Source organism: Nocardia sp. NPDC003345 (assembly GCF_053589395.1).
In genome coordinates, this window is record NZ_JBSFRU010000061.1 from 1 (window position 1) to 22,941 (window position 22,941).

Below are 22,941 nucleotides of genomic sequence, written 5' to 3' on the forward strand. Positions count from 1 at the left end.
TGATCGCCCCCGCGCCCGGGCTCTCCGAGGAGCTGGCCGGGCGGGCCGAGGAGCTGGCGCTGCGACTGGCCGAGGATCTCGGCGTGGTCGGTGCGATGGCGGTCGAGCTGTTCGAGACCCACGACGGCGAGATCCTGATCAACGAACTGGCGATGCGCCCGCACAACTCCGGGCACTGGGGGATGGACGGCGCGCGCACCGGGCAGTTCGAACAGCATCTGCGCGCGGTGCTGGACTATCCGCTCGGCGATACGAGCCCGTTGGCGCCGGTGACGGTGATGGCGAATATCCTCGGTGCGCCCGAGGCGCCCGCCATGTCGATGGACGAGCGGCTGCATCATCTGTTCGCCCGGATGCCGGACGCCAAGGTGCACCTGTACGGGAAGGGTGAACGTCCCGACCGCAAGATCGGGCATGTGAACGTGCTCGGTGACGATGTGGCGCGGGTGCGGGAACGAGCCGAGCGCGCGGCGCACTGGATGTCGCACGCGGAATGGACCGACGGATGGGATCCGCATGAGTGACGTGGTGACGGGCAGTATCGAGAATTCCCCCGCGGTCGGGCTGATCATGGGCAGCGATTCCGACTGGCCCACCATGGAGGCGGCGGCCGAGGCGCTGGCCGAGTTCGGGATCCGGTTCGAGGTCGGCGTGGTGTCGGCGCACCGCACCCCGCAGCGCATGCTCGACTACGCCCGGGACGCGGCCGGGCGGGGGTTGCGGGTGCTCATCGCCGGTGCCGGCGGCGCCGCCCATCTGCCGGGAATGGTCGCCTCCGCGACGCCGTTGCCGGTGATCGGCGTCCCGGTGCCGCTGAAATACCTCGACGGTATGGATTCACTGCTCTCGATCGTGCAGATGCCCGCCGGTGTCCCGGTGGCCACGGTGTCCATCGGCGGGGCGCGCAATGCCGGTCTGCTCGCCGCGCGGATCCTCGGCGCGCACGATCCGGCCCTGCGGCAGCGGATGGAACAGTTCCAGGCCGGGCTGGAGACGATGGTGCTGGAGAAGGACGCGGCGCTACGTGAGCGCCTGATGGGCTGAGCGCTGCGTGAGCGCCTGATGGGCTGAGCGCTGCGTGAGCGCCTGATGGGCTGGGCCCGCCGCGGGCCGCGCGATACCGCGTCCGGTACGTCGCTCGATACGGTATCGATATGGACAACGAGGAAACCGTCCGCCGGGTGGGCGGCGCCGAGCTGGTCCGGTTCCGGCTCGGGGTGGTCGACGAGGCCTTGCGATTGTTCGCAGATCAGGGGTACGAGGCGACCTCGGTCGACGAGATCGCCGAGGCGGCCGGGATCTCGCGGCGGACCTTCTTCCGGCAGTTCCGGTCCAAGGAAGATGTCATCTTCGCCGATCACGAAGCCCAGCTGGTGGCGGCGCAGGAGTATCTGCAGCAGTCGCCGCTGGACCCGTGGGAGGCCGTCTGCGAGGCCGCGGTCCAGGTTTTCGAACGGTTCACCCGGTGGCGGGATATCGCCGAGCGCCGCTATCACGTGGTGCGACGGGTCCCGGCGCTGCGGGACCGGGAGATCGTGACGGTGTTCCGCTACGAGCGGCTGTTCACCGATTATCTGCGGGAGCGGCAACCCGAATCCCCGGATCTGGCCCGGGTCCAGTTCACCGCCGCGGTGACCGCCACTCACAACTATCTGCTGCGGCGAATGGTGCGCGGCGAGACGGCCGCGGGCCCCGCCGATCTACGGGCCGAACTGAACGCGATCCCGCGTGGCGACCGCCGGCCCGCCGGTGACGACGAGCTGGTGCTGGCGGTCTTCCGGCGTGACCTGCCGCCCCGGCATGTCGCCGAACTCCTGAGCCAGCGGCTGGGTAGTTTGGCGGAGACAACCACGGATTGACACCGAGTGCCACCTGCTGCCACCAGGTGATCAAGTTCCAGGCGGTATAGTGGCGAGGGATCTGACACTGAGTGCCGACGGCCGGCACGGAGGCAAACAGGAGTGAGCCCAATGGCGGGAAACCCGGATTTCGGACTGTTCAAGCTGGAGGATTTCCACGACGAGCTGCGTTCGGCCATCCGCGCCCTGTGCGAGAAGGAGATCGCCCCGCACGCCAAGGACGTGGACGAGCACGCGCGCTTCCCCGAGGAAGCCCTCACGGCACTCAATGCCGCCGGCTTCAACGCCGTGCACGTTCCCGAGGCCTACGGCGGCCAGGGCGCCGATTCGGTGGCCACCTGCATCGTCATCGAAGAGGTCGCGCGGGTCTGCGGATCGTCCTCGCTGATCCCCGCGGTGAACAAACTCGGCACCATGGGCATGATCCTCAACGGTTCCGAGGAGCTCAAGCAGAAGGTCCTCGCCGATATCGTCGACGGTGAGATGGCCTCCTACGCGCTGTCCGAGCGCGAAGCCGGCTCCGATGCGGGCAGTATGCGCACCCGCGCCCGCCAGGAGGGCGACGACTGGATCATCAACGGCTCCAAATGCTGGATCACCAACGGCGGCAAATCCTCCTGGTACACCGTCATGGCCGTCACCGATCCCGACAAGGGCGCCAACGGGATCTCCGCGTTCCTGGTCCACAAGGACGACGAGGGTTTCGTGGTCGGCCCGCTCGAACACAAACTCGGTATCAAGGGTTCCCCGACCGCCGAGCTGTACTTCGAGAACTGCAAGGTCCCCGGCGACCGCATCGTCGGCGCCCCCGGCACCGGTTTCAAAACCGCCCTGCAGACCCTCGACCACACTCGCCCCACCATCGGCGCGCAGGCCGTCGGCCTGGCCCAGGGCGCACTCGACGCGGCCATCGCCTACACCAAGGACCGCAAGCAGTTCGGCACCGCGATCGCCGATTTCCAGAACACCCAGTTCATGCTGGCCGATATGGCGATGAAGATCGAAGCCGCCCGGCTGATGGTCTACACCTCCGCGGCCCGTGCCGAACGCGGCGAGAAGAACCTCGGCTTCATCTCCGCCGCCGCCAAATGTTTTGCCTCCGACGTGGCCATGGAGGTCACCACGAACGCGGTGCAGCTCTTCGGCGGCGCCGGCTACACCACCGATTTCCCGGTGGAGCGGATGATGCGCGACGCCAAGATCACCCAGATCTACGAGGGCACCAACCAGATCCAGCGGGTCGTCATGTCCCGCGCCCTGCTCAAGGGGTAATTCCCCGGAGCGCGACGCTTGTCCGGCGGCCCCGGGATCAACGCTCGGGCCGCCGGTCCGTCAGGCGGTTCAGGCCGCCCGAACACGCCATCGATCGGCAGCTTTCGCTTGTGACCGGGCGACACCGGTTACGTGCCGGTCCGCACCGGAAAGTTCCGGATCTCGGTAATGGAGTCGTCGGCTCTCTGCCTGTCCGAGCGGCTGTGGTCCGTTCTCACCGAATCCGGCCACCTATCAGTTCACTCCGCCCACGGAACGAGGAGGATTTCCGGATCAAGGACGACAACTTTCACATGTCGATCCCTCGATACCGAAACGGCGAATACCAATACGATTCAGGGGACGAAATCCAGGTAACCGTCGCCCACGCTGTCGGCAAGATCCTGTACGTAACGCCGATCAACCGCTGCACGTACACGGCATGATGGCTAAATGGACAGGGAGACATCGCGGCGCGGCGCCGATCTGCTGGCCACCGATATCGAAACCGCACTCGGGCACGAGGTCCACATCGATGAAACCGTGCCCGCGCACCGTCTCCGCCGGGCCGATAGTCCGCAGTGGTTCATCGAATTCTCCATCCCGGAGTTGAACGTCCTGCTGGGCACCACGCCCCGTGGGCTCGACCCCAGTGGGGTGGCATGCGAGCTCGCCCAGAAGATCCAGGATGACGTGGTCTGCCGGAGTGGGAAGGTGTGGCCCGCCGACCCTGCCGGCGGCGACCAGCCGATGCTCCCCACCTCCGATGGATGGAAGGGACGCGACACAGTAGTCCTGTTTGGACAAGTGACAAGAGCAAACGACCCCGACCCGACCCTCGACGGTGTGGTCCGATGGTGGCTGCCATACGAATACGACGGACTCATCGCCAGCCACTCCGGCGACCTCTACTTCTCCATCAAGGAGTTCCGGGGCGACGAACAAACCATCGTCGCAGGAATGCCGGTCACCTGGACCGTGGGCCTCGGAAGTCACGGAAAGTACCGCAAGGCAGGCGAAGTGCGGCCGATGTGAGCGACACTCTCGCCGGAGGCTCCACTCGGGTCGGCCCGGCAGACGCTCCCCGCCGACGGCCGGATAGCGAGGAGCGCATGATTTCGTCGGTACGCTCGTGGTTGTGGGCGGGGACCTGTTATTGCTGATCGTCACCATCGGCCCGTTGGTGTTGTTCGGGTGGGCGGCTGTTCGGGCGAAACATCATGGACTCGGGGGGTCGTTCGCCGGGCCGTTTCAGGAGATGTTCGACCCCGGTGCGGCCCGGGCGCAGATCGTCGTCGAGGAGCGCGCCGAACTGCCGGATCCGGCGGACTCCGGCGACCCGGATGACGATGATGCGCCGAACACAGCGGTGTACAAGGGTGGGCGTTTCTACTTCCAACCTGGTAAAGCCCGGCGGCGCGGAGATGGCGGGCTACCGGCTCATCGGCAGGAGCCGGGCGGCCGCGAATTCGAGTAGTCCCGCGCAGGCGCAGGCTGTATCGATATCCCTATGCCCAGCACCCTTGTCGAAGTTCGCAGAGAATACGACCGCGCCACCACGACGGCGATTATCGACGCCGTTCACGATTCCTTGGTCGCGGCGTTCGAGATTCCGCCGGCGGACAAACATGTCCGGTTGATGGTTCACGAGCCGGAGCGTTTCGCCGTACCGCCGACGCTCGCGTCACCGGAGTACTACACGCTCGTGACCGTCGACTGTTTCGCCGGTCGTACGGTGGCGGCGAAACGGCGGCTCTATCGTGAGATCGTGGATCGGCTGGGCGCGTTCGGTGTGCCGCGCGATCATGTGACCATCGTCGTGCGGGATCTGCCGACCGAGAGCTGGGGGATCCGGGGCGGACAGGCGGCGTGCGGTGTCGATCTGGGGTTCGATATCACCGTCTGAGCGATTGCGGCATACGGCGAATCGAGCCTGTCGGCGTCGCCCCGGATCTCCCGGCGGGATCGGGTCGGGCTGTGTACCGGTATGCCGGGTAGGTCAGGTAGCCGGTGGCGCCGCCCTGGAAGTAGGTTTCCTGGTCGGCGGCCGCGAGGGGGAGTGCGTTGCGGAGTCGTTCCACCAGATCGGGGTTGGCGAGGAAGGCGCGGCCGAAGCTGATGAGATCGGCGCCGGCGGCGAGCCAGCGGTCGGCGTCGGAGGGGCCGGCGGGGGTGGGGCCGGAGGGATGTACGGGGTTCATGATCAGGGTTCCCGGCCAGGCGCGGCGCAGATCCAGCAGGACCGCGTCGTCGGTGGTGGCCTCCAGGTGGATGTAGGCGAGGTCGAGCCGGGCCAGTTCGTGCAGGAGCGCGGCATACAGCTCGGGGGAGTCGGTTTCCTCGACTCCCCAGAACCCGCCGCCCGGTGAGAGGCGGATACCGGTCCGGGTGCCGCCGATCGCGGCGACCGTCGCCGCGACCGCCTCGACGGCGAACCGGATCCGGTTGGCGATCGAACCGCCGTAGCGGTCGGTGCGCAGATTCGCGTTCGAGGACAGGAACTGTGAGATGAGATAGCCGTTGGCGCCGTGCAGTTCCACACCGTCGAAACCGGCGTCGATCGCGCGCCGTGCCGCCTCGGCATACGACTCGGCCTGGCCGGGGATCTCGGCAGTGCCGAGGGCGCGGGGCAGCGGTGCGGGGATGCGGCCGGAAGGGGCGAAGACATCGCCCACCGCGGGTACCGCCGAGGGGCCGACGGGCTGCATACCGGTGGTATCGGGATGGGAGACCCGGCCGCCGTGCATGATCTGCGCGAAGACCCGGCCGCCGTTGGCGTGCACCGCCGCGGTCACGGGGCGCCACGATCCGACCTGTGCGTCTGTGTACAGGCCGGGCGTTCCCGGATTGGACTGGCCGACCGCGTTGGGCTGGACGCCCTCGGTCACGATCAGCCCGGCGGTGGCCCGCTGGGCGTAGTAGGTCGCCATCTCGGGTGTGGCGAGACCGCCGGCGGCGGCGCGGACCCGGGTCATCGGGGCCATCACGGTGCGGTTGGGCAGGGTCAGATCGCCGAGCCGGTAGCTGTCGAAAAGGGTGGTCATCGGGGACTCCTCGGTGGTCCGGTGGGTTCGTCGGCTACCGTAAAACCTGACGTCCATGTCAGAGGCAAGCGCTGTGGCGCGGGTCACGAAGGAGATCGGGATGCGAATCGGGGAGTTGGCGGCCCGGACCGGGGTCAGCGTCCGGTCACTGCGTTACTACGAGGAACAGGGGTTGCTCGGCAGCACCCGTAGTCCCAGCGGGCAGCGGCATTACACCCCCGAGCAGGCCGATCGGGTCGAGTTCATCCAGCGGATGTATGCCGCGGGGCTTTCCAGCCGCACGGTCGCCGAATTGCTGCCCTGTGTCGAATCGCCGAGCGAGGAGACCTCCGACGCGGCGATGGCGCGGATGGAATCGGAACGTGACCGGCTGTCCGCGCATATCGACGAACTGATCCACACCCGCGACGCCCTCGATCGGCTCATGGCCGTGAACCGCGCGCATCGGGCGACCCTGACGAGTGGGTGACCGGAGCGCGACCGCATCCGACTCGGCGCCGGCCTCCCGCTATCGGTAGGCGCGGTACAGCGATTCCGCGACACATACCGGCCGGTCGAGGCCTTCCCCCTCGAAGGTCAGAGTGGTGCGCACCTGGATTCCGTTGTCGATCGCCTCGACCGCGATGATCCTCAGCCGCAACCGGAACCGCGTGTCTACGGGGAGCGCGCCCGGAAACCGGATCCGGTCCACCCCGTAGGCCACCGCGAAGGCGAATCCGGTGAGCTGCCACAGCGTGTTCAGCAAGCTGGGTGCCGCGGCCATGAAGTAGTAGCCGTGGCCGATGGTGGCACCGTACGGGGTGTCCCGGGCGAAGCCCGGATCGACGTGCAGGGGGTTGTGGTCGTCGCTGGCGTCGGCGAATTCGTCGATTCGCCGCTGGGTCAGCAGATGCCAATCCGAAACGGCGTCGGCCCCCGTATGGGTGGCGGGGTCGTCGTTCGCGTCGATAACGATCATGAGTCGAGCCTAGGAGCCTTCGAAAAGATTGGTTGGTAACAAGTTTCGGCCGCCGATCCGGATCGGGGTGTCAGGGGTTCGGCCGCACCGCCGGGCGCAGGGTGGCGACCAGGACGCTGTGGCGCGGTGAGCCTTCCGAGCGTGGAAACGGCGGTGGCAGGGTGACCTCGCCGCCGGGAAGGACCCGCGGTTCGGTGAGCCGGTAGAACCCGCCGCGATGGGTCACCCCCGCGATGCCGGCGGCACGGATATTGCGCACCCAATCCGATTCCGGGCCGTAGTTGAGGACGACGGAGATAGTGCCGTCGCCGACGAAGGCCATCACCGGAGTACGGTATCGCGTGCCCGATTTGCGGCCGGTGTGTTCGATCACCGCCATGAAGGGGAGCCGGGGTGCCCAGAGCCGCTGGATAGGGTTCGTGACCCGCCTGTTGAATCGTGCGAGTATCCGCATGGCGCGTGGGCCCGCGAACGCCGCGATTCGTATGGCCCCCGCGGCGATGGCGTTTGCCGCCCTGTCGGTCCACATTCCGCTCTTCCCCCCGGAATTGTCCGGCGACCCGGTGCGGTCACCGATGGTTCGGCCCCGGCCGCCGCCCCCTCGTATGGATGTGGAAGGGCGGTGCCGAGATGTGACACCTCCACCCTGCCACGGAGTCCGGTGGATCGGTCGGCTTTCCCGGTCCGTCCCGGTGACGGACAAGGGCTCACCGGTGTGGTCCGCCCGACGGCGGTTCGGGTCGGCCGAACAGCGGTGGCGGGGTGCCGATGGGGACGATGCGAGTGCCCGACCACGGGCACGAGGTGCGGCTGTCGCGCGGGTGGTCGAGGATCAGGTCGTCGAGCACGGTGATATCGGGTCCGGAACACAGTCCCGGGCAGGCGATGGCGGATACCGGGCCGGTGAGGTTTCTGCGTACGACTATCCGCAGGTACCGCAAAGTGATCCAGGGCCCCCGGCCGCACCCGCAGACGGCGCGGCCGGTGACTCTCAGCCCGGCCCAGGGGCATTCGCCGGGTACATTGCGCCAATGCTCGGCGATTCGCCCGCCGCCGATCGTGGTGCCGTGCAGGCAGTGCAGTGTTTCCGGGCAGCGGTAGCGGCCCGGTGTCGACATGTTGCGCAACATGCCGGTGTGGATCCAGGGTTCGTTCCGGCAGTGGCAGTGGGTTTCCGCGAGTGGCATCGGTGCTCCCGCGTGTTCAGCGGCGACCGGAACCGGGCCCGGTGTCCCGGGTCGGCCGATGCGGGGTTCCGGTGCGGCTCGGGGTGCGGGCGACGGTGGTCTCCCGCGCGGGCGGTAGCGGGTCGGATATGGCCCGCAGGCCGGATGCCACACGTTCGAGAATCGCCGGATCGGTGTGCTCATACGGCTCCAGCAACCGCAGGGTGGCCGCCATCGCGCGGTTGACGGGACGTCGGGTGGGCAAGCGGGGACGATCATGGTGCATCGGATGACCTCGTATGTTCATGGATTCGTCGGGCCGGTCGCGGGTCGCGAGCGGCGGTCCTGCCGAGATTTACCCCTGGTAAACTGCATGGGCGGAGTGGGTGGTGCTGTTTATGGGGGATAAACAGCATGCTACGGCGGACGGCCCCCGCCGTCAAGGCGGCCACTAAACTCACGGCATGGGTGGCGCAGATGAATTCGAGCAGGTCCGTTCCGAGCCCGATCCGGTACGCCGGGCCCAGCGGGCCACCGAATTGATCACGCGCTACCAGCAGCGGGCCACCGAACTGGCCCGGCTCCGCAAGGAAGCCATCGAAGAGGCGCACCGAAACGGACTGAGCTACACCGAGATCGCGGAATTACTCGGGATAACCAAGGGCCGTATCAGCCAGATCAAATCGGGCGCACCACCGGCCGAGCGGGCGTTCTTCGGCATCGGGCCGGTGGCCGTCGGGATTCCCCGGAGTAGTGAGGACGGGAACGGCTCCGAGGCCACCGACGCCGATAGGGCGGCCCGGGAATGTGTCGAGGCCACGCTGACCCGGCTCTCGCTCGCCTCGTCGCGGTTCGCGATCGAACCGGACGACGAAGCGGCGCCCGCCGGAGACGCGGTGCTGATCTGCGGGCCCGAATCCGCGCCGGTGGCAAGGAATCTGCTCGACGCCGACGACGCACTCGGTTTCGAGAACATCGACGGCACCTGGTATGTGGTCGAGCGGGAATCCGGCCGCCGGGTCGAACCACCGGCAGACTCCGGGAGTCGCACCGATATCGCGTTCGTCGGCCGCCGGGAGGACCAGGGCCGGGTGATCGTCCACATCGCCGGCCTGACCGGCGCCGGATCACTGGGCGCCGCGCAATGGCTGGACAGCAACCTGGACTCGCTCTACGAGCCCACCGCGCGTTCCATCAGCGCGGCAATCGAATACGAGGCCCGCGACGGTTCGCCGGCGGGTGCCGGTCGCGCGGTCGCGGGACCGTTCACCACACGCGATCGCTGACACCACGCCCGCCCGCGCCTCGGCTGTCCCGTCTTCGTGCCCCGACAAGCGCGGGGTTGTCGTCGCCGGCCCGCAAGGGCTCAACTCGGACCATGTACGGTCCACCCCCATTGCTGCCGGCCGGTGCGGGCCCGCTGTTCGAAGCCGGCGCCATCCTGAACGGGACGGTCGATATGCGCACCTATCAGCGCAAATATCTGGTCGTCTGCTCGGAACCGCCGCGCGAGTTCGGCTGGGAGACCGGCCTGACCAATGCCGATCATCAGGGCACACTGTCGGCGCTGACCCTGTGTATCGAATGGCTCGACGAGCATTTCGGCTGGGAACCGGTGAGCGTCTTCACTCGCCAGATCGGCCCCCGCTACTACATCCACCACGCGCTGCTCCGCCGCCGCGACAGCTGGCCGAGCGCGGGCGGCCGGCGCGGTTTCACCGGCTCACCGGGACAGGGGCCACTGGGTTCCGTCGATTCGAGCAGGGTCGTGGATCATGGACGCCGTGAGCGAAACCGATCTTGTGGACGTGACCGTGAGCGGACCCGACGAGGACTGGCTGGCCGAATTCACCCGCCGCCTCGTCGCCGACCGCCTGGCGGCCTGCGGCAACATCCTGCCCGATATCCGGTCGATCTACCGGTGGGAGGGCGAGGTGGAAGACGCCTCGGAAGCGGTCGTCGTCCTGCACACCCGCGCCTCGCTCGTGGACGCGATCATCGAACGCGCCAACACCGAACATCCCGACGAGGTCCCGCAGGTGGTCGCCGTACCGGTGGCGGCGGTCAACCCGGCCTACGGCCAGTGGGTCCTGGACGAGACCACGAGCTGACGCGGTATCAGCGGTGGACCAGGCTCGCGTACTCCGGGTTGCGGCCGATGTACTCGTCGACGTACCAGCAGGTGGCCACGACCGCGAAACCGGCGTCCCGGGTTTCGTCGAGGGCGTACTTCACCACCTGACCGGCCACCCCGCGGCCCCGGAACTCCGGGAAGGTCATGGTGTGGTGGAAGTTGCGGACCTTCGGGCTCTCGGTTTCCGAGTAGTCGGCGTATCCGGCCAGGGTGCCGTCGAGAAAGATCTCGAAGCGGGTGTCGGCGGCGTTGTGTCGGAGTTCGGTGGTCACAGTGGGTGGAACCCCGCCGGGGGCGGGGTTTGTTCCGGATTCAGAGGATCGCGCCGGGGTTGAGGATGCCGTGCGGGTCGAGGGCGTCCTTGATCCGGCGGGTCAGGTCCATCACCTCGGGACCCAGCTGGTCCGGTAGCCAGGCCTTCTTCAGCCGGCCCACCCCGTGCTCGCCGGTGATGGTGCCGCCCATGGCGACGGCCAGATCCATGATCTCGCCGAACGCGCGATGCGCGCGGGCGGTCTGGTCGGCGTCGTCGGGGTTGTAGACGATCAGCGGGTGGGTATTGCCGTCACCGGCGTGCGCGATGACCGAAACCGTCACCTCGTTGCGATCGGAGATTTCGGCGATACCGGTGACCAGCTCGCCCAAGCGGGGGAGTGGGACGCCGACATCCTCGAGCAGCAGGGGGCCTATCTTCTCGACCGCCGGTATCGCGAAGCGCCGCGCCGCGGTGAACGCCTCGCCCTCCTCCGCGTCGGCGGTGTGGAAGGCCTCGGTGGCGCCGGCGGCCCGGCAGGCGGCCAGCATGATCTCCGCTTCGTGGGCGGCGTGTTCGCCGGGAGCGTCGGAACGCGCGACCAGCAGGGCCGCCGCTTCGCGGTCCAGGCCCATCCGCAGTTCGTCTTCGACGGCATTGATCGCCACGGAATCCATGAACTCCAGCATCGCCGGACGCAGAGCGGCGGTAACGGCGAGAATCGCCTCGGTCGCGGCGGTGAGCGTCGCGAAGGAGGCCACGACGGTGCTCTGGGCCGGCTGGGCCGGGAGCAGGCGCAGGGTGAGTTCGGTGATCACCCCGAGGGTGCCCTCGCTGCCGACGAACATCTTGGTCAGTGACAGCCCGGCCGAATCCTTGAGACGCGGACCGCCCAGCCGCACCACGCTGCCGTCGGCCAGCACCACTTCCATTCCGAGGACGTAGTCGGTGGTCACGCCGTATTTCACACAGCACAGTCCGCCCGCGTTGGTGGCGGCGTTGCCGCCGATCGAGCAGATCTCGAACGAGGACGGGTCCGGTGGATACCACAGGCCGTGCTCCGCGACCGCCCGCTTGACCTCGGCGTTCAACAGGCCCGGCTGGACGACGGCGGTCCGGGTGACGGGGTCGACACTGATCTCGCGCATCCGTTCGGTACTGACCACGATGCCGCCGTCCACGGCCGTCGAACCGCCGGAGAGCCCGGAGCCGGCGCCGCGCGGTACCACCGGCACCCGGTGCTCGTTCGCCCAGCGCAGGGTGGTGCTGATATCGGCGGTGCCGGTCGCCCGCACCACCGCCACCGGCGTCCCGGCGGCGGGGTCCTTGGCCCAGTCGTGCCGGTATCCGGCGAGCAGGTCCGGGTCGGTGAGCACCGCGCCCTCGGGCAGCTGATCGATCAGTTCACGCAGGTCCACGTCCTCACGCTAGCCGTTCTGGGTCGGCTGCCGGACCCATCCGGCCGAGTCCCTCGATGATGGTGGGCGGCTATTCCCGGCCTGCCCCGACTGTCCCCGCCGCGACCGCCGCCCGCACCTCCTCCTCGACCAGATCGGCGTTGATATGGGCCCCCGCCATCGCGCCGGCCGCGGCCGCGGCGCCGACCTGTGCGGTCAGGTCGGTGACATTGCCCGCGACCCATACCCCGGCAACCTCGGTGCGCCCGGTCGCATCGGCCGGGATATGGCGTCCGACTCCGGCCGGGTGTTCCACCGCGGTCAGCCCGAGGTCGTCGAGAAAACCTGCCCGCGCCACCATCCGGGTACCGACGGCGATCACAGCGCGGGCGACGACCGTGCCGTCCGCGAGGCGCAGCCCGGTGATCCCGGCCGCACCGTGCTCGACCGCGGTCACCTTGTCGTGAATGACCCGGATACCGCGGGCGGCCAGCCGTCCGGACTCGTCCGCGGTGAGTTCGGGGCCCTCGTGCGTGAAGAACACGATATCGTCGCTGAGCTGCCGGAACAGCTGGACCTGATGCTGCGACATCGGACCGGTGTTCAGCACCCCGATAGCGCGATCACGGACCTCCCAGCCGTGGCAGTACGGGCAGTGCACGACATCGCCGCCCCAGTGTTCGCGCAGTCCGGGGATATCCGGGAGTTCATCGGTGAGCCCGGTGGTCACCAGCAGTCGCCGGGCCCGTACCCGGCGCCCGTCGGCGAGCCCGATCGTGAAACCGTCGTCGTCGCGCACCGCCTCGGTGATCTCCCCGGACACCACCTGCCCGCCGTAGCGCCGGACCTCTTCCCGGCCCAGCGCCACCAGTTCCGCGGGCGGCATCCCGTCGCGGGCCAGTAATCCGTGCACACCCTCGGCGGGGGCGTTGCGCGGTTGCCCGGCATCGATGACCACCACCGACCGCCGCGAGCGGGCCAGCATCAACGCGCCGTTCAGGCCGGCCGCCCCGCCACCGGCCACCACCACGTCGTACGAGTTCTCCAGTACCTCGGTCACCCTGACCACCTCCTTGCCGACGACTATCCGCACGATACGAATTTTTGGCAAGCAAATTTGCTGTATGAGCAAATCCGCGGCCGGGTGATCCGGCGCCGGCGCAGTGGGGCGCGCCGCCGCGTCCCCGTGAGCGGGGCCCGGTCCCGCATTCCCGGAATCGCGCGAAAACGCAGGTGCCCCGCCGTTTCCCGGCTGCTCACCTGCCCGTCACCTGGCCCTGGGAGGCTGACCGCGTGCAGGGAGTGGCGACCGACCCCGAGACCTGGGCGAGCCGCTTCGCCCGCTGGTGCGAAGCGGTGGTCGCCCGGCTGCCCTGGGGGCTGGACCGGATGGTGCCGCCGACCTTCCTCGGATTCGCCCTCATCAACAGCTTCACTTTCGGGGTCGATCTGCTCATCCTCACCGGGCTGCGCAGCGGGCTCGGGCTGCCCGGCTGGCTGTCGGTATCGGTGGGCTACATCTGCGCCTTCGCGCTGGCGTTCTATCTGAACCGGACCCTCAACTTCCGCTCGCACGCCCCGGCCGGGCGGCAGGCGGTGGTGTACACCGTGGTGGTCGTGATCAACTACCTGGCCTTCATCCTGGGCGTCGGCGCGGGCCTGGCGGCGCTGGGCGTGCAGTACCACCTGTCGCGGCTGGCCGCGGGCGCCTGCGAAGCGGTGTACATGTACTCGGCCATGCGCTGGGTGGTGTTCCGGCGGCGCTGATCACACGCTCGCTGTGCGGGTGGAGCCGATCAGCCGGTGCGCAGTCGCAGTTCGCCGCCGGTGCCGACGAGTACGTCGTCGTCGGTGAGCGCCCAGTGCGGTGTGCCCGCGGCCCGCAGGCCCGCGGCGAGGGCGTCACCCGCGCCGTCCGGGTCGGTAGCCGAATCGATATGCGGGACTATCACCCGGTCGACGAGGCCCAGCCCCTCCCAGATCGGGTCGATACCGCATGCCGGTCGCACCTCCGCCGGATCGTCGGAGGATTCCAGCCCGCGCAGATGCGGCGCGAGAACACAGGCGCCCGCGCTGTATCCGGCATAGACCAGGGCGTCGGCGGCCAGCAGATCCGGAATGATCCGGTCGGCGCCGCAGCGCGCGAACTGGGCCCGCAGTACGAACGTATTGCCACCGCGCACCCAGACCGCCGGGAACCGGCGCAGCGTCCGCTCCAATTCCGCCGGACGCCCGGCGTATTCGCGCAGATCCACCTCTTCGGGGCGGTATCCCCGCGAGCGCAGGGGCACCAGTTCGCTGGTCACCGCCCCCGCGCGGGCCCGCGGCCAGGAGTCACAGGCATTCGCGATCACCGCGATCGGGCCCGGTTCACCGATCAGGGTGGCGAACTCGCCGTAGTGTGCGCCGAACCGGTAGGAGGCCAGGAAAAGCCGCATCTCAGATGGTGAACGCGAGGTTCTCGACGATGCGGCGGCCCAAGTCGGCGTCGCCGTCGAACCCCACCCGGTCCAGTACTTTCCCGGGGTCCACCCGGCCCCCGCCCAGCCGGACCAGCAGACCCGAATCGAGGGTGACGGTCACCGTCGCGCCGGTAGCGGGCGTCGATACATATCCGGCTCGTTCGGCCACCTCGATATGCAGGGTCCGGGTGAGCGGCCCGGTCACCTCGAAGGTGATCAGCGATCCGGCCGGGGCCTCACCCCGTTTCGCCACCACGCGGGGAAGGGATTGCGCGAATTCCGCGAAGGCGGCGTCGCCCCGCGTGCCCCCCTCGGCGACCTCCACAGCGAGCGCGTCGGCGATATCGAGTTCGTGCATCCAGCAATCGAACAACCGGACACGCATGAACCGGGCATAGGGCACCTCGCCGACCGGCGACGGCCCGGGCGCGAGCCAGGCCGCCTCGTCCATCCCGGCCAGCGCCGCCCGCCGCCGCGCGGTGACCTCACGAAACAGCTCGAACAACTGCGCACCCGGAAGCGGGCGCAGCCGCTGCAACCAGATCTCGTTGAACTTCCCGATCTCGTTGCGGACATGCGGCAGGGTGGCGACATCGACATCCGGAACCCGCGGATCGCCCGCCGGCGGCTTCTCGCCGAGCAGCATCGATTCGGTGCCGATCACATGGCCGATCACATCGAAGACCGTCCATCCGGGCAGCGGGGACGGTGTGCGCCACTGCTGTTCGGGCAGGTCGGCGACGAGGTCGGCGAGCGCGTCGAACTGCTCGGAGAGCAGTGCGGTGAGGGTGGCGTGGCCGGGTAGATCGGTCATCGGGTTGCCTTCCGTGGGCTGTTCGGAATTCGTCGCAATGATCGTCGGCGCCCGCCGGTTAGTCGATACCGGGTGCGTCCGGTGTCGCCAGGGCGGCGCGGAGGGCCGCGGCGACCTGTTCGGGTCCGTGGGGCCGGCGCAGCAGCAGCCCGGCCGCGAACCGGAGCCGGTCGCCGTGGTTGCGGGGGACGACGTGCAGATGGACGTGGCCCACCGTCTGGAAGGCCGCCTTCCCATCGTTGATCAGCAGATTCGCGCCGTCCGCACCGAACCCGGACCCCTGTACCGCCCGGGCGATCCGATGGCCCACCCGGAAGAGATCGGCGCCGGTTTCGGCGTCCAGTTCGGACAGATCGGTGGCGTGCCGCTTCGGGATCACCAGGGTGTGCCCGCGGGTGATGGGCCGGATATCGAGAAACGCGCAGGTGATGTCGTCCTCGTACACCCGGTGCGCGGGCGCTGTTCCGGCCACGATCCCGCAGAAAACGCAGTCACTCACACCGGGGACTCTACGGCGTAAGGCCGCCTCCGGGCTCCGGACCCGGCAACCGGATTCGCAAACTTTTCAAGCCAAACGGCCGGTACGGCTCGATATGTCCTGTGAACAGTATTTACCTTTGTGAAAACTACCCCCGCCCGCGACCGGATGTGACGGGCATCTCAGCTAATCTCACTGCGGCCGATGTACGGTTGCCAGGATTTCGGGCGGCTGCGTTCACGGACGCTGCCGCCCGGCGCCGTGATCGGCGGTCCAGCACACTGGAGAGGGAAGACAGACAAGTGGAGACAACGCAGACCGTAGGCGATTCGTCGCCGCGCGGGGCGCGTGTCGGTGTGGTACGCGAGACCGGAGCGGGCGAGCGCCGGGTTGCCCTGGTTCCGAAGATCATTCCGACCCTGGTGAAACAGGGCCTGGAGGTCGTGGTCGAAACCGGTGCCGGGCTGGGCGCGCTCATTCCCGATACCGCCTACACCGAGGCCGGCGCCACCATCGGCGACCCCTGGTCGGCAGATGTGGTCGTCAAGGTCGCCCCGCCCAGCGATTCCGAGGTGGACAAGCTGGACTCGGGGCAGACCCTCATCGGGTTCCTCGCGCCGCGTAATGCCGACAACCAGATCGACGCCCTGAAAAAGGCGGGGGTGCAGGCCTTCGCGGTGGAGGCGATCCCGCGGATCTCCCGGGCCCAGGTGATGGACGCGCTGTCCTCTCAGGCCAATGTCGCCGGTTACAAGGCGGTTCTGCTGGCGGCCTCGGAATCCACCCGCTTCTTCCCCATGCTGACCACCGCCGCGGGCACCGTGAAACCGGCGACCGTCCTGGTGCTCGGTGTCGGCGTGGCGGGCCTGCAGGCGCTGGCCACCGCCAAGCGGCTGGGCGGCCGCACCACCGGCTACGACGTGCGGCCCGAGGTCGCCGACCAGGTGCGTTCGGTAGGTGCCCAATGGCTCGATCTGGGTATCGATGCCGCCGGTGAGGGCGGGTACGCCCGCGAACTCACCGATGAGGAGAAGGCGAAACAGCAGCAGGCGCTCGAGGACGCGATCACCGGGTTCGATGTGGTCATCACGACCGCGCTGGTCCCGGGCCGCCCCGCGCCGCGCCTGGTGACCGCCGCCGCGGTCGAGGGGATGAAACCGGGCAGCGTCATCGTCGATCTGGCCGGGGAGACCGGCGGTAACTGCGAACTCACCGAACCGGGCGAAACCGTGGTCAAGCACGAGGTGACGATCTGCTCGCCGCTGAACCTGCCCGCCACCATGCCCGAGCACGCCAGCGAACTGTATTCCAAGAACATCGCCGCGCTGCTGGAACTGATGGTCACCGACGGGCAGCTGGCCCCGGACTTCTCCGATCAGGTGCTGGCCGATTCCTGCGTCACCCGTGACGCCGAACCGACAACGAAGGCCGAATGATGTACAGCGAGCTCTTGGCGAATATCGCGATTCTGGTGCTGTCCGGATTCGTGGGTTTTGCGGTGATCTCCAAGGTCCCCAACACCCTGCACACCCCGCTGATGTCGGGGACCAACGCCATTCACGGCATCGTCGTGCTGGGCGCGCTGGTGACGCTGGGACGGATGGAGGATCCCTCCCCCGGGGTGCAGATCATCCTGTTCGTGGCCCTGGTCTTCGGAACCCTGAACGTGATCGGTGGTTTCGTGGTGACCGACCGGATGCTCGGCATGTTCAAAGGCAAGAAGCCCGCCGCGGGTGCCGAGAAGGCAGGTAAGTGACCCATGGACAATCTGGTCGATATCCTCTACATCCTGTCCTTCGCCCTTTTCATCTACGGGCTGATGGGCCTGACCGGCCCGAAGACCGCGGTCCGGGGCAACTGGATCGCCGCGGCCGGTATGGGCATCGCGGTGATCGCCACGCTGATCGCGGTGCGCGATACCGGCAACTGGATTCTTATCGTCGCGGGCCTGGTGGTCGGTGTGGCGCTGGGCGTTCCGCCCGCGCTGCGGACGAAGATGACCGCGATGCCGCAGCTGGTGGCCGCGTTCAACGGTGTCGGCGGCGGCACGGTCGCACTGATCGCCTGGGCCGAGTTCATCGACACCACCGGGTTCTCGGTGTTCCACCACGGTGAGGAACCGACGGTGCACATCATCGTCGGCTCGCTGTTCGCCGCGGTCATCGGCTCGGTGTCGTTCTGGGGTTCGCTCATCGCGTTCGGCAAACTGCAGGAGATCCTGCCCGGCAAACCGATCGGGCTCGGGAAACTCCAGCAACCGGTGAACCTGCTGCTGCTCATCGCCGCGGTCGCCGCGGCGGTGGTCATCGGACTCGGCGCCTCCGACGGCGGCGTATCGCAGTGGTGGATGGTCGGGCTGCTGCTGGCCGCCGGGGTCCTGGGCCTGATGGTGGTTCTGCCCATCGGTGGCGCCGATATGCCGGTGGTGATCTCGCTGCTCAACGCCCTCACCGGCCTTTCGGCCGCGGCTGCCGGTCTGGCGCTGAACAACACCGCCATGATCGTGGCCGGCATGATCGTCGGGGCCTCGGGCACCATCCTCACCAATCTGATGGCCAAGGCCATGAACCGGTCCATCCCTGCCATCGTCGCGGGCGGATTCGGTGGTGGCGGCGGTGCGGCCTCCGGTGGTGGCGCCGATGCCGGTAAGCAGGCCAAGGCGACCTCCGCCGCGGACGCCGCCATCCAGATGGCCTACGCCAACCAGGTGATCGTCGTGCCCGGTTACGGTATGGCGGTCGCCCAGGCCCAGCACGCGGTCAAGGAGATGGCGGGTCTGCTGGAGGCCAAGGGGGTGGAGGTCAAATACGCCATCCATCCGGTCGCGGGCCGTATGCCCGGCCATATGAACGTGCTGCTGGCCGAGGCCGAGGTCTCCTACGACGCCATGAAGGAGATGGACGATATCAACGGCGAGTTCAATCGCACCGATGTCGCCCTGGTCATCGGCGCCAACGATGTCACCAACCCCGCCGCGCGCGAGGATTCGGCCAGCCCGATCTACGGGATGCCGGTCCTCAACGTCGACCAGGCGAAATCGGTGATCGTGCTGAAGCGTTCGATGAACAGCGGGTTCGCCGGTATCGACAATCCGCTCTTCTACGCCGACCACACCTCGATGCTGTTCGGCGACGCGAAGAAATCGGTGGGTGCGGTCACCGAGGAACTGAAGGCGCTGTAGCCGGAACCGCAGTCGGCCCCGGTGCGGGCTCGGTCGATCCGAGCCGGCACCGGGGCCTTTCCGGTTCCAGGCGGTGCGGGAAACGCCTACCCCGACTTCCGGCGGAAATTCGCTGGACTGTGCGGTGTGGCCGGGCCGATCATGGTCGGCGATGCCGGAACGCAACGAACCACTGCGCCTGATCGAATTCGACAGCACCGCCACCGACCCCGCCGAGGCCCTGCCCTGGTCGGCGATTCTCGATTCCTACTCCAACCCCCGCGATGTGCTGGATATGCTGCTGCACACGCTGTTCGGCCGCGGCACGCAGCCGCACTACCGCAAGAAGCAACTGGACCGGGTGCGGCCCGCGGCGCTGCTGCGGCCGGCGGGTTCGCGGATCTCCCGTTCGATCACCGAGTCGGATTCGAGTGCGTTCCTCGTGATCGGGGACGGCTGGACTCTGCGGGCCGACCGCTGGACGGACAAGTCGGCGACGGTAGAGGTCGTCGCGGTCAGCGATGAACTCGCCCAGCGAGTGCTCACCGAAGCCGTCCACCAGGCCGAGGAACCGCCCGGCGACGAGCGGACCACGGTGAAGATGGGTTTCTGGCACTACGGCGAGCACGGGCCGAACCGCCGTGTCATGCCGGTGTCGACCCCCGAGTGGTCGGAGATCCGCGGTAACTACAGCGGTTCCGTGGCCGGTGCGCTGGACCGGCTGATGACTTTGCGCCCCGACGATATCCGCGGCCGGTTGCTCCTGCTGCACGGCCCGCCCGGGACCGGCAAGACCACCGCGTTGCGGTCGCTGGCCCGGTCGTGGTCGGCCTGGTGCCAGGCCGATTGTGTACTCGACCCGGAAGTGCTGTTCGGTAAGCCCGGATATCTGATGCGGGCGGCCATGGGCGCCGAGGGCGAGGACGAGGAGTCGGATCGCTGGCGGATGCTGATCCTCGAGGATTGTGACGAACTGATCCACGGAGAGGCGAAATCCACTTCCGGCCAAGGGCTTTCCCGGCTGCTCAACCTCACCGACGGCATGCTGGGGCAGGGTCGCGACGTGCTGGTCGCGATCAGCACCAATGAGGATCTCGCCCGGTTGCATCCCGCGGTCACCCGTCCCGGCCGCTGTCTGGCGCAGGTGGAGATCGGCAAACTCACCGGTTCCGAGGCCCGGACGTGGCTGGGCGGGACATCCGGTGATGTCCCGGACGGCGGCGCCACCCTCGCCGAACTGGTCGCGCTGCGCGACGGTGCCTCCGCGATCACCGTCCGTGCCCCGGACGCCGAGGGCGGGATGTACCTGTAGCACCTGGTCACGACTGTTCCCGGGAGTGCCGCCGCCGCTATGGTTGGCAGGGTGGATGCATTGGCGGCCCTGCTCGAGGGCCCACGCGCGCGGGGCGCGTTCCTGCTGCGCTCACTGCTCAGCCCGCCCTGGTCGCTGCGGATCCAGGACGAATCACCGCTCACACTGGTGGCGATGATTCGCGGCTGGGCGTGGGTGCGCACCGACGACGGGCAGCAGCGCCGGATCGAGGCAGGGGATGTCGGGGTGTTCCGGGGGCCGCGGCCATACACCGTCGCGGACGACCCCGGATCCGAACCCCAGATCCTCATCAACCCCGGGCAGGTCACCACCACCCCGGCCGGTGAAATTCTCTGCGAGACGATGAGTCTCGGGGTGCGGGAATGGGGTAACGACCCCGACGGGGAAACCGTGATGATCACCGGTGCCTACGAGCAGGTGGGCGCGGTGAGCCGGCGGCTGCTGCGGGCGCTGCCGGAACTGCTGGTGGTACCGCGCGGCCGGTCCGACGAACGGCTACTGGGCCTGCTGGTCGACGAGACCGTCAAAGATCTGCCCGCGCAGAGCGTGGTGCTGGACCGGCTGCTGGATCTGCTTCTCATCGCGACCCTGCGCACCTGGTTCTCCGGGGCCGAGGCCCCGCCCTGGTACCACGCCTATGGTGACCCGATGGTCGGTAAGGCCCTACGCCTGCTCCAGCACAATCCGGCCCATCCCTGGACGGTGGCCGATCTGGCCCGGGAAGCCGGCGCCTCGCGGGCCGCCCTGGCGCGGCGGTTCACCGAACTGGTCGGCGAATCGCCGATGGCCTTCCTCACCGAATGGCGGCTGGACCTGGCGGCCGATCTGCTGCAGGGCACCGACGACACCGTGGAGGCCATCGCCCGCCGGGTCGGGTACGGCAGCGCGTTCGCCTTGAGCACGGCCTTCAAACGACAGTTCGGGGTGAGCCCGCGCGACCACCGGCTCGGCGCCCCGCCCGCCGCGGTGCCCTCGGCCGGCTGACCACCGGTATCGTCGGCCGGGTGACGCAGCAGTATCCGGTGCTCTGGCCGGTGCCCACCCGATGGGCCGACAACGACCACTACGGCCACGTGAACAACGTGACCTACTACGCGTACTTCGATACCGCGGTCAACGCGTGGCTCATCGACGCGACTGGCACCGATATCCGCGAACTTCCCGCCATCGGAATCGTCGCGGAGACCTCCTGCCGTTTCCACGCCTCGCTGAGTTTCCCGGACCGGCTGCGGGTGGGGTTGCGGATCGCGCGGCTGGGCCGCTCCAGCATCACCTACGACCTGGCGATCTTCCGGGAAGCGGGCGACGATCTGGAACTGGCCGCCACCGGGAAGTTCGTGCACGTCTACGTGGACGAGACCACTCGTAAGCCCGTCGATATCCCGGAGGTCATCCGGACCGCGGCGCGGACGCTGGTCGTCGACGACGAACAGTAGCCGCGAGGCCCGCTGCCCGTGCGGCCGGCGGAACGAACGGGGTTCAGGAGCCCGGGTTCTCCAGGGCGTGCTGGAAGCGGCGCATGCCGCGGATCCAGCGGTCGTAGTCCGACCCCTTGTGCTGGTACATGGTGAGGACCTCCGGATGCGGCAGGATCAGGAACTGCCCGGCCGCCACGCCCGCGAGTACGGTGTCGGCGACCTGCTCGGGGCTCAGGACCGCGCCCGCGGATTTCACCGCGTTGATGGCCAGCCGGCCCGCTTCGGCGTTGTTCTCGGGGATCATGCCCTCGCGCAGCAGGGCGGTGTCCACGCCCATCGGGCAGACACAGCTCACGCCGATACCCTTGTCGCCGTAGGTGATCGACAGCCATTCGGCGAAACCGACGGCCGCGTGCTTGGAGACCGAGTACGGGGCGGAGCCGAGCTGGGTGAGCAGCCCGGCGGCCGAGGCGGTACTCACGAAATAGCCGCTGCCGCGTTCCAGCCAGCGGGGGACCAGCAGCCGGGCGGCACGGATATGCGCCAGGGTGTTGACCTCCAGGGCCGCCGTCCACTGGGCGTCGGTGCTGTCGAGACCGGCGCCGCCGCCGATACCGGCGTTGGCGAAGTAGAGGTCCACGGGGCCGAAGGACTGCTCGGCGGTGTCGATCAGTCGCTGGATCACCGCGGGATCGGCGGCGTCGCCGCCGGCCGCCACCGCGGCCGCGCCGATCTCCGCGGCCACCTGCGCCGCGGTGCCGGGATCGAGGTCGGAGACGACGACCTTCGCGCCGTGTTCGGCGAGCCGGCGCGCGAGGGCGGCGCCGATACCGGATCCGCCGCCGGTGACGATCGCGGTCCGTCCGGCGAAACTGTCCGATGCTGTCCCTGAGTTCTGCATGCGGGAACCTTAGCCGCCGCATGGGACATTGTGGTCAATGTGTCGCTTAATCGCGCTCGGGGCCGGTGCCCCGGCGCGGGCCGAGGCCGGTCGGGGTCATTCCGGGCCGGCCAGGCGGCGCAGGAGCGGGGCGGTGCGCGGGCCCACGAGTTCCTGCATCACCAGCGCCATATTCGTCCGGACCACCCCCGGGATCTTCAGGATCTGGCCGGTGATCCGGTAGAGATCGTCGGCGTCGCGCGCCACCACCCGGACCGTCAGATCGGTCGGGCCGGTCATTCCGCATACCTCGGTCACCTCGGCGACCTCGGCC

30 protein-coding genes are annotated in these 22,941 nt (G+C 68.5%); 17 read left to right on the plus strand and 13 right to left on the minus strand.

The features are described from left to right. From ACWDU1_RS10020 to ACWDU1_RS10050, 7 genes are all read left to right on the plus strand, one after another. A partial coding sequence (locus ACWDU1_RS10020) for an ATP-grasp domain-containing protein (protein ID WP_449997293.1) occupies nt 1-524 on the plus strand: 524 nt, incomplete at its 5' end. Continuing rightward, nucleotides 517-1,044 (plus strand): 5-(carboxyamino)imidazole ribonucleotide mutase, encoded by a 528-nt coding sequence (gene purE, locus ACWDU1_RS10025; protein WP_449997295.1) that lies wholly within the window; start codon nt 517-519, stop codon nt 1,042-1,044. The genes ACWDU1_RS10020 and purE, both read left to right, overlap by 8 nt. A gap of 110 nt (nt 1,045-1,154) precedes the next feature. After that, entirely contained in the window at nt 1,155-1,859 is a 705-nt protein-coding gene (locus ACWDU1_RS10030) for a TetR family transcriptional regulator (protein WP_449997297.1), read from the plus strand. A 111-nt stretch (nt 1,860-1,970) separates the two neighbouring features. Then, nucleotides 1,971-3,131, plus strand: a complete 1,161-nt coding sequence (locus tag ACWDU1_RS10035; protein WP_449997298.1) for an acyl-CoA dehydrogenase — start codon at nt 1,971-1,973, stop codon at nt 3,129-3,131. A gap of 432 nt (nt 3,132-3,563) precedes the next feature. Beyond that, nucleotides 3,564-4,145, plus strand: a complete 582-nt coding sequence (locus tag ACWDU1_RS10040) for a hypothetical protein (RefSeq protein ID WP_449997299.1) — start codon at nt 3,564-3,566, stop codon at nt 4,143-4,145. Nucleotides 4,146-4,248: 103 nt separating this feature from the next. Continuing rightward, nucleotides 4,249-4,587 carry a hypothetical protein gene (locus ACWDU1_RS10045; RefSeq protein WP_449997301.1) on the plus strand — a complete coding sequence of 113 codons (339 nt, stop codon included), beginning with the start codon at nt 4,249-4,251 and terminating at the stop codon, nt 4,585-4,587. A gap of 33 nt (nt 4,588-4,620) precedes the next feature. Then, nucleotides 4,621-5,016: a tautomerase family protein gene (locus tag ACWDU1_RS10050; RefSeq protein WP_449997303.1), complete on the plus strand. Its 396-nt coding sequence runs from the start codon at nt 4,621-4,623 to the stop codon at nt 5,014-5,016. Here ACWDU1_RS10050 and ACWDU1_RS10055 read toward each other — a convergent pair. Further along, nucleotides 5,006-6,154 (minus strand): alkene reductase, encoded by a 1,149-nt coding sequence (locus tag ACWDU1_RS10055; RefSeq protein WP_449997305.1) that lies wholly within the window; start codon nt 6,152-6,154, stop codon nt 5,006-5,008. The genes ACWDU1_RS10050 and ACWDU1_RS10055 overlap by 11 nt on opposite strands. A 100-nt stretch (nt 6,155-6,254) precedes the next feature. Here ACWDU1_RS10055 and ACWDU1_RS10060 point away from each other — a divergent pair, with 100 nt between their 5' ends. Then, nucleotides 6,255-6,623, plus strand: coding sequence for a MerR family transcriptional regulator (locus ACWDU1_RS10060; RefSeq protein WP_449997306.1), 369 nt, complete (start codon nt 6,255-6,257; stop codon nt 6,621-6,623). Nucleotides 6,624-6,662: 39 nt separating this feature from the next. Here ACWDU1_RS10060 and ACWDU1_RS10065 read toward each other — a convergent pair whose 3' ends face one another. From ACWDU1_RS10065 to ACWDU1_RS10080, 4 genes are all read right to left on the minus strand, one after another. Beyond that, entirely contained in the window at nt 6,663-7,112 is a 450-nt protein-coding gene (locus ACWDU1_RS10065; protein ID WP_449997308.1) for a MaoC family dehydratase, read from the minus strand. Nucleotides 7,113-7,182: 70 nt separating this feature from the next. Further along, nucleotides 7,183-7,641 (minus strand): nitroreductase family deazaflavin-dependent oxidoreductase, encoded by a 459-nt coding sequence (locus ACWDU1_RS10070; protein WP_449997310.1) that lies wholly within the window; start codon nt 7,639-7,641, stop codon nt 7,183-7,185. 178 nt (nt 7,642-7,819) lie between these two features. Beyond that, the gene (locus tag ACWDU1_RS10075; protein WP_449997311.1) at nt 7,820-8,299 is read right to left on the minus strand and encodes a hypothetical protein; all 480 of its coding nucleotides are present in this window, start codon (nt 8,297-8,299) and stop codon (nt 7,820-7,822) included. A 16-nt stretch (nt 8,300-8,315) separates the two neighbouring features. After that, entirely contained in the window at nt 8,316-8,543 is a 228-nt protein-coding gene (locus tag ACWDU1_RS10080) for a hypothetical protein (RefSeq protein ID WP_449997313.1), read from the minus strand. Nucleotides 8,544-8,742: 199 nt separating this feature from the next. Between ACWDU1_RS10080 and ACWDU1_RS10085 the strand changes: the two genes are divergently transcribed. Both ACWDU1_RS10085 and cutA read left to right on the plus strand, forming a co-directional pair. Further along, nucleotides 8,743-9,564 carry a sigma factor-like helix-turn-helix DNA-binding protein gene (locus ACWDU1_RS10085; protein WP_449997314.1) on the plus strand — a complete coding sequence of 274 codons (822 nt, stop codon included), beginning with the start codon at nt 8,743-8,745 and terminating at the stop codon, nt 9,562-9,564. 498 nt (nt 9,565-10,062) lie between these two features. Then, nucleotides 10,063-10,389 (plus strand): divalent-cation tolerance protein CutA, encoded by a 327-nt coding sequence (cutA, locus tag ACWDU1_RS10090; RefSeq protein ID WP_449997316.1) that lies wholly within the window; start codon nt 10,063-10,065, stop codon nt 10,387-10,389. A 7-nt stretch (nt 10,390-10,396) separates the two neighbouring features. On the opposite strand, the gene ACWDU1_RS10095 is transcribed toward cutA, so the two are convergent. The 3 genes from ACWDU1_RS10095 to ACWDU1_RS10105 form a co-directional block, all read right to left on the minus strand. Further along, nucleotides 10,397-10,684 (minus strand): GNAT family N-acetyltransferase, encoded by a 288-nt coding sequence (locus tag ACWDU1_RS10095; RefSeq protein ID WP_449997318.1) that lies wholly within the window; start codon nt 10,682-10,684, stop codon nt 10,397-10,399. Nucleotides 10,685-10,724: 40 nt separating this feature from the next. Further along, nucleotides 10,725-12,083, minus strand: coding sequence for an FAD-binding oxidoreductase (locus ACWDU1_RS10100; RefSeq protein ID WP_449997320.1), 1,359 nt, complete (start codon nt 12,081-12,083; stop codon nt 10,725-10,727). A gap of 70 nt (nt 12,084-12,153) precedes the next feature. Next, a complete protein-coding gene (locus ACWDU1_RS10105) occupies nt 12,154-13,155 on the minus strand; it encodes an NAD(P)/FAD-dependent oxidoreductase (protein ID WP_449997322.1) in 1,002 nt (333 codons plus the stop codon). A gap of 200 nt (nt 13,156-13,355) precedes the next feature. On the opposite strand from ACWDU1_RS10105, the gene ACWDU1_RS10110 reads away from it, so the two are divergent. After that, nucleotides 13,356-13,829: a GtrA family protein gene (locus ACWDU1_RS10110; RefSeq protein WP_449997324.1), complete on the plus strand. Its 474-nt coding sequence runs from the start codon at nt 13,356-13,358 to the stop codon at nt 13,827-13,829. A gap of 29 nt (nt 13,830-13,858) precedes the next feature. Here ACWDU1_RS10110 and ACWDU1_RS10115 read toward each other — a convergent pair whose 3' ends face one another. The 3 genes from ACWDU1_RS10115 to ACWDU1_RS10125 are packed head-to-tail and all read right to left on the minus strand — an operon-like array spanning nt 13,859 to nt 15,837. Continuing rightward, a complete protein-coding gene (locus tag ACWDU1_RS10115) occupies nt 13,859-14,500 on the minus strand; it encodes a Type 1 glutamine amidotransferase-like domain-containing protein (protein WP_449997326.1) in 642 nt (213 codons plus the stop codon). A 1-nt stretch (nt 14,501) separates the two neighbouring features. Continuing rightward, the gene (locus ACWDU1_RS10120) at nt 14,502-15,338 is read right to left on the minus strand and encodes a maleylpyruvate isomerase family mycothiol-dependent enzyme (protein ID WP_449997328.1); all 837 of its coding nucleotides are present in this window, start codon (nt 15,336-15,338) and stop codon (nt 14,502-14,504) included. A 58-nt stretch (nt 15,339-15,396) separates the two neighbouring features. Then, nucleotides 15,397-15,837: an HIT family protein gene (locus tag ACWDU1_RS10125; protein ID WP_449997329.1), complete on the minus strand. Its 441-nt coding sequence runs from the start codon at nt 15,835-15,837 to the stop codon at nt 15,397-15,399. Between the two features lie 281 nt (nt 15,838-16,118). Here ACWDU1_RS10125 and ACWDU1_RS10130 point away from each other — a divergent pair, with 281 nt between their 5' ends. From ACWDU1_RS10130 to ACWDU1_RS10155, 6 genes are all read left to right on the plus strand, one after another. Next, on the plus strand, nt 16,119-17,252 hold the full coding sequence (locus ACWDU1_RS10130) for a Re/Si-specific NAD(P)(+) transhydrogenase subunit alpha (protein ID WP_449997330.1): 1,134 nt from the start codon (nt 16,119-16,121) through the stop codon (nt 17,250-17,252). Next, entirely contained in the window at nt 17,252-17,572 is a 321-nt protein-coding gene (locus ACWDU1_RS10135; protein WP_449997341.1) for an NAD(P) transhydrogenase subunit alpha, read from the plus strand. Before ACWDU1_RS10130 ends, ACWDU1_RS10135 begins: the two co-directional genes overlap by 1 nt. Nucleotides 17,573-17,575: 3 nt before the next feature. Then, nucleotides 17,576-18,997, plus strand: coding sequence for an NAD(P)(+) transhydrogenase (Re/Si-specific) subunit beta (locus ACWDU1_RS10140; protein ID WP_449997331.1), 1,422 nt, complete (start codon nt 17,576-17,578; stop codon nt 18,995-18,997). A gap of 151 nt (nt 18,998-19,148) precedes the next feature. After that, entirely contained in the window at nt 19,149-20,288 is a 1,140-nt protein-coding gene (locus ACWDU1_RS10145) for a DUF5925 domain-containing protein (RefSeq protein WP_449997333.1), read from the plus strand. Nucleotides 20,289-20,339: 51 nt separating this feature from the next. Beyond that, the gene (locus tag ACWDU1_RS10150) at nt 20,340-21,293 is read left to right on the plus strand and encodes a cupin domain-containing protein (protein ID WP_449997334.1); all 954 of its coding nucleotides are present in this window, start codon (nt 20,340-20,342) and stop codon (nt 21,291-21,293) included. Between the two features lie 20 nt (nt 21,294-21,313). Next, nucleotides 21,314-21,745 (plus strand): acyl-CoA thioesterase, encoded by a 432-nt coding sequence (locus ACWDU1_RS10155; protein WP_449997335.1) that lies wholly within the window; start codon nt 21,314-21,316, stop codon nt 21,743-21,745. Nucleotides 21,746-21,788: 43 nt separating this feature from the next. Here ACWDU1_RS10155 and ACWDU1_RS10160 read toward each other — a convergent pair whose 3' ends face one another. Next, complete coding sequence (locus ACWDU1_RS10160; RefSeq protein WP_449997337.1) at nt 21,789-22,628, minus strand: SDR family oxidoreductase; 840 nt, start codon at nt 22,626-22,628, stop codon at nt 21,789-21,791. 96 nt (nt 22,629-22,724) lie between these two features. After that, nucleotides 22,725-22,941 (minus strand): Lrp/AsnC ligand binding domain-containing protein (locus ACWDU1_RS10165; RefSeq protein WP_449997339.1); only part of this gene is annotated, 217 nt, incomplete at its 5' end.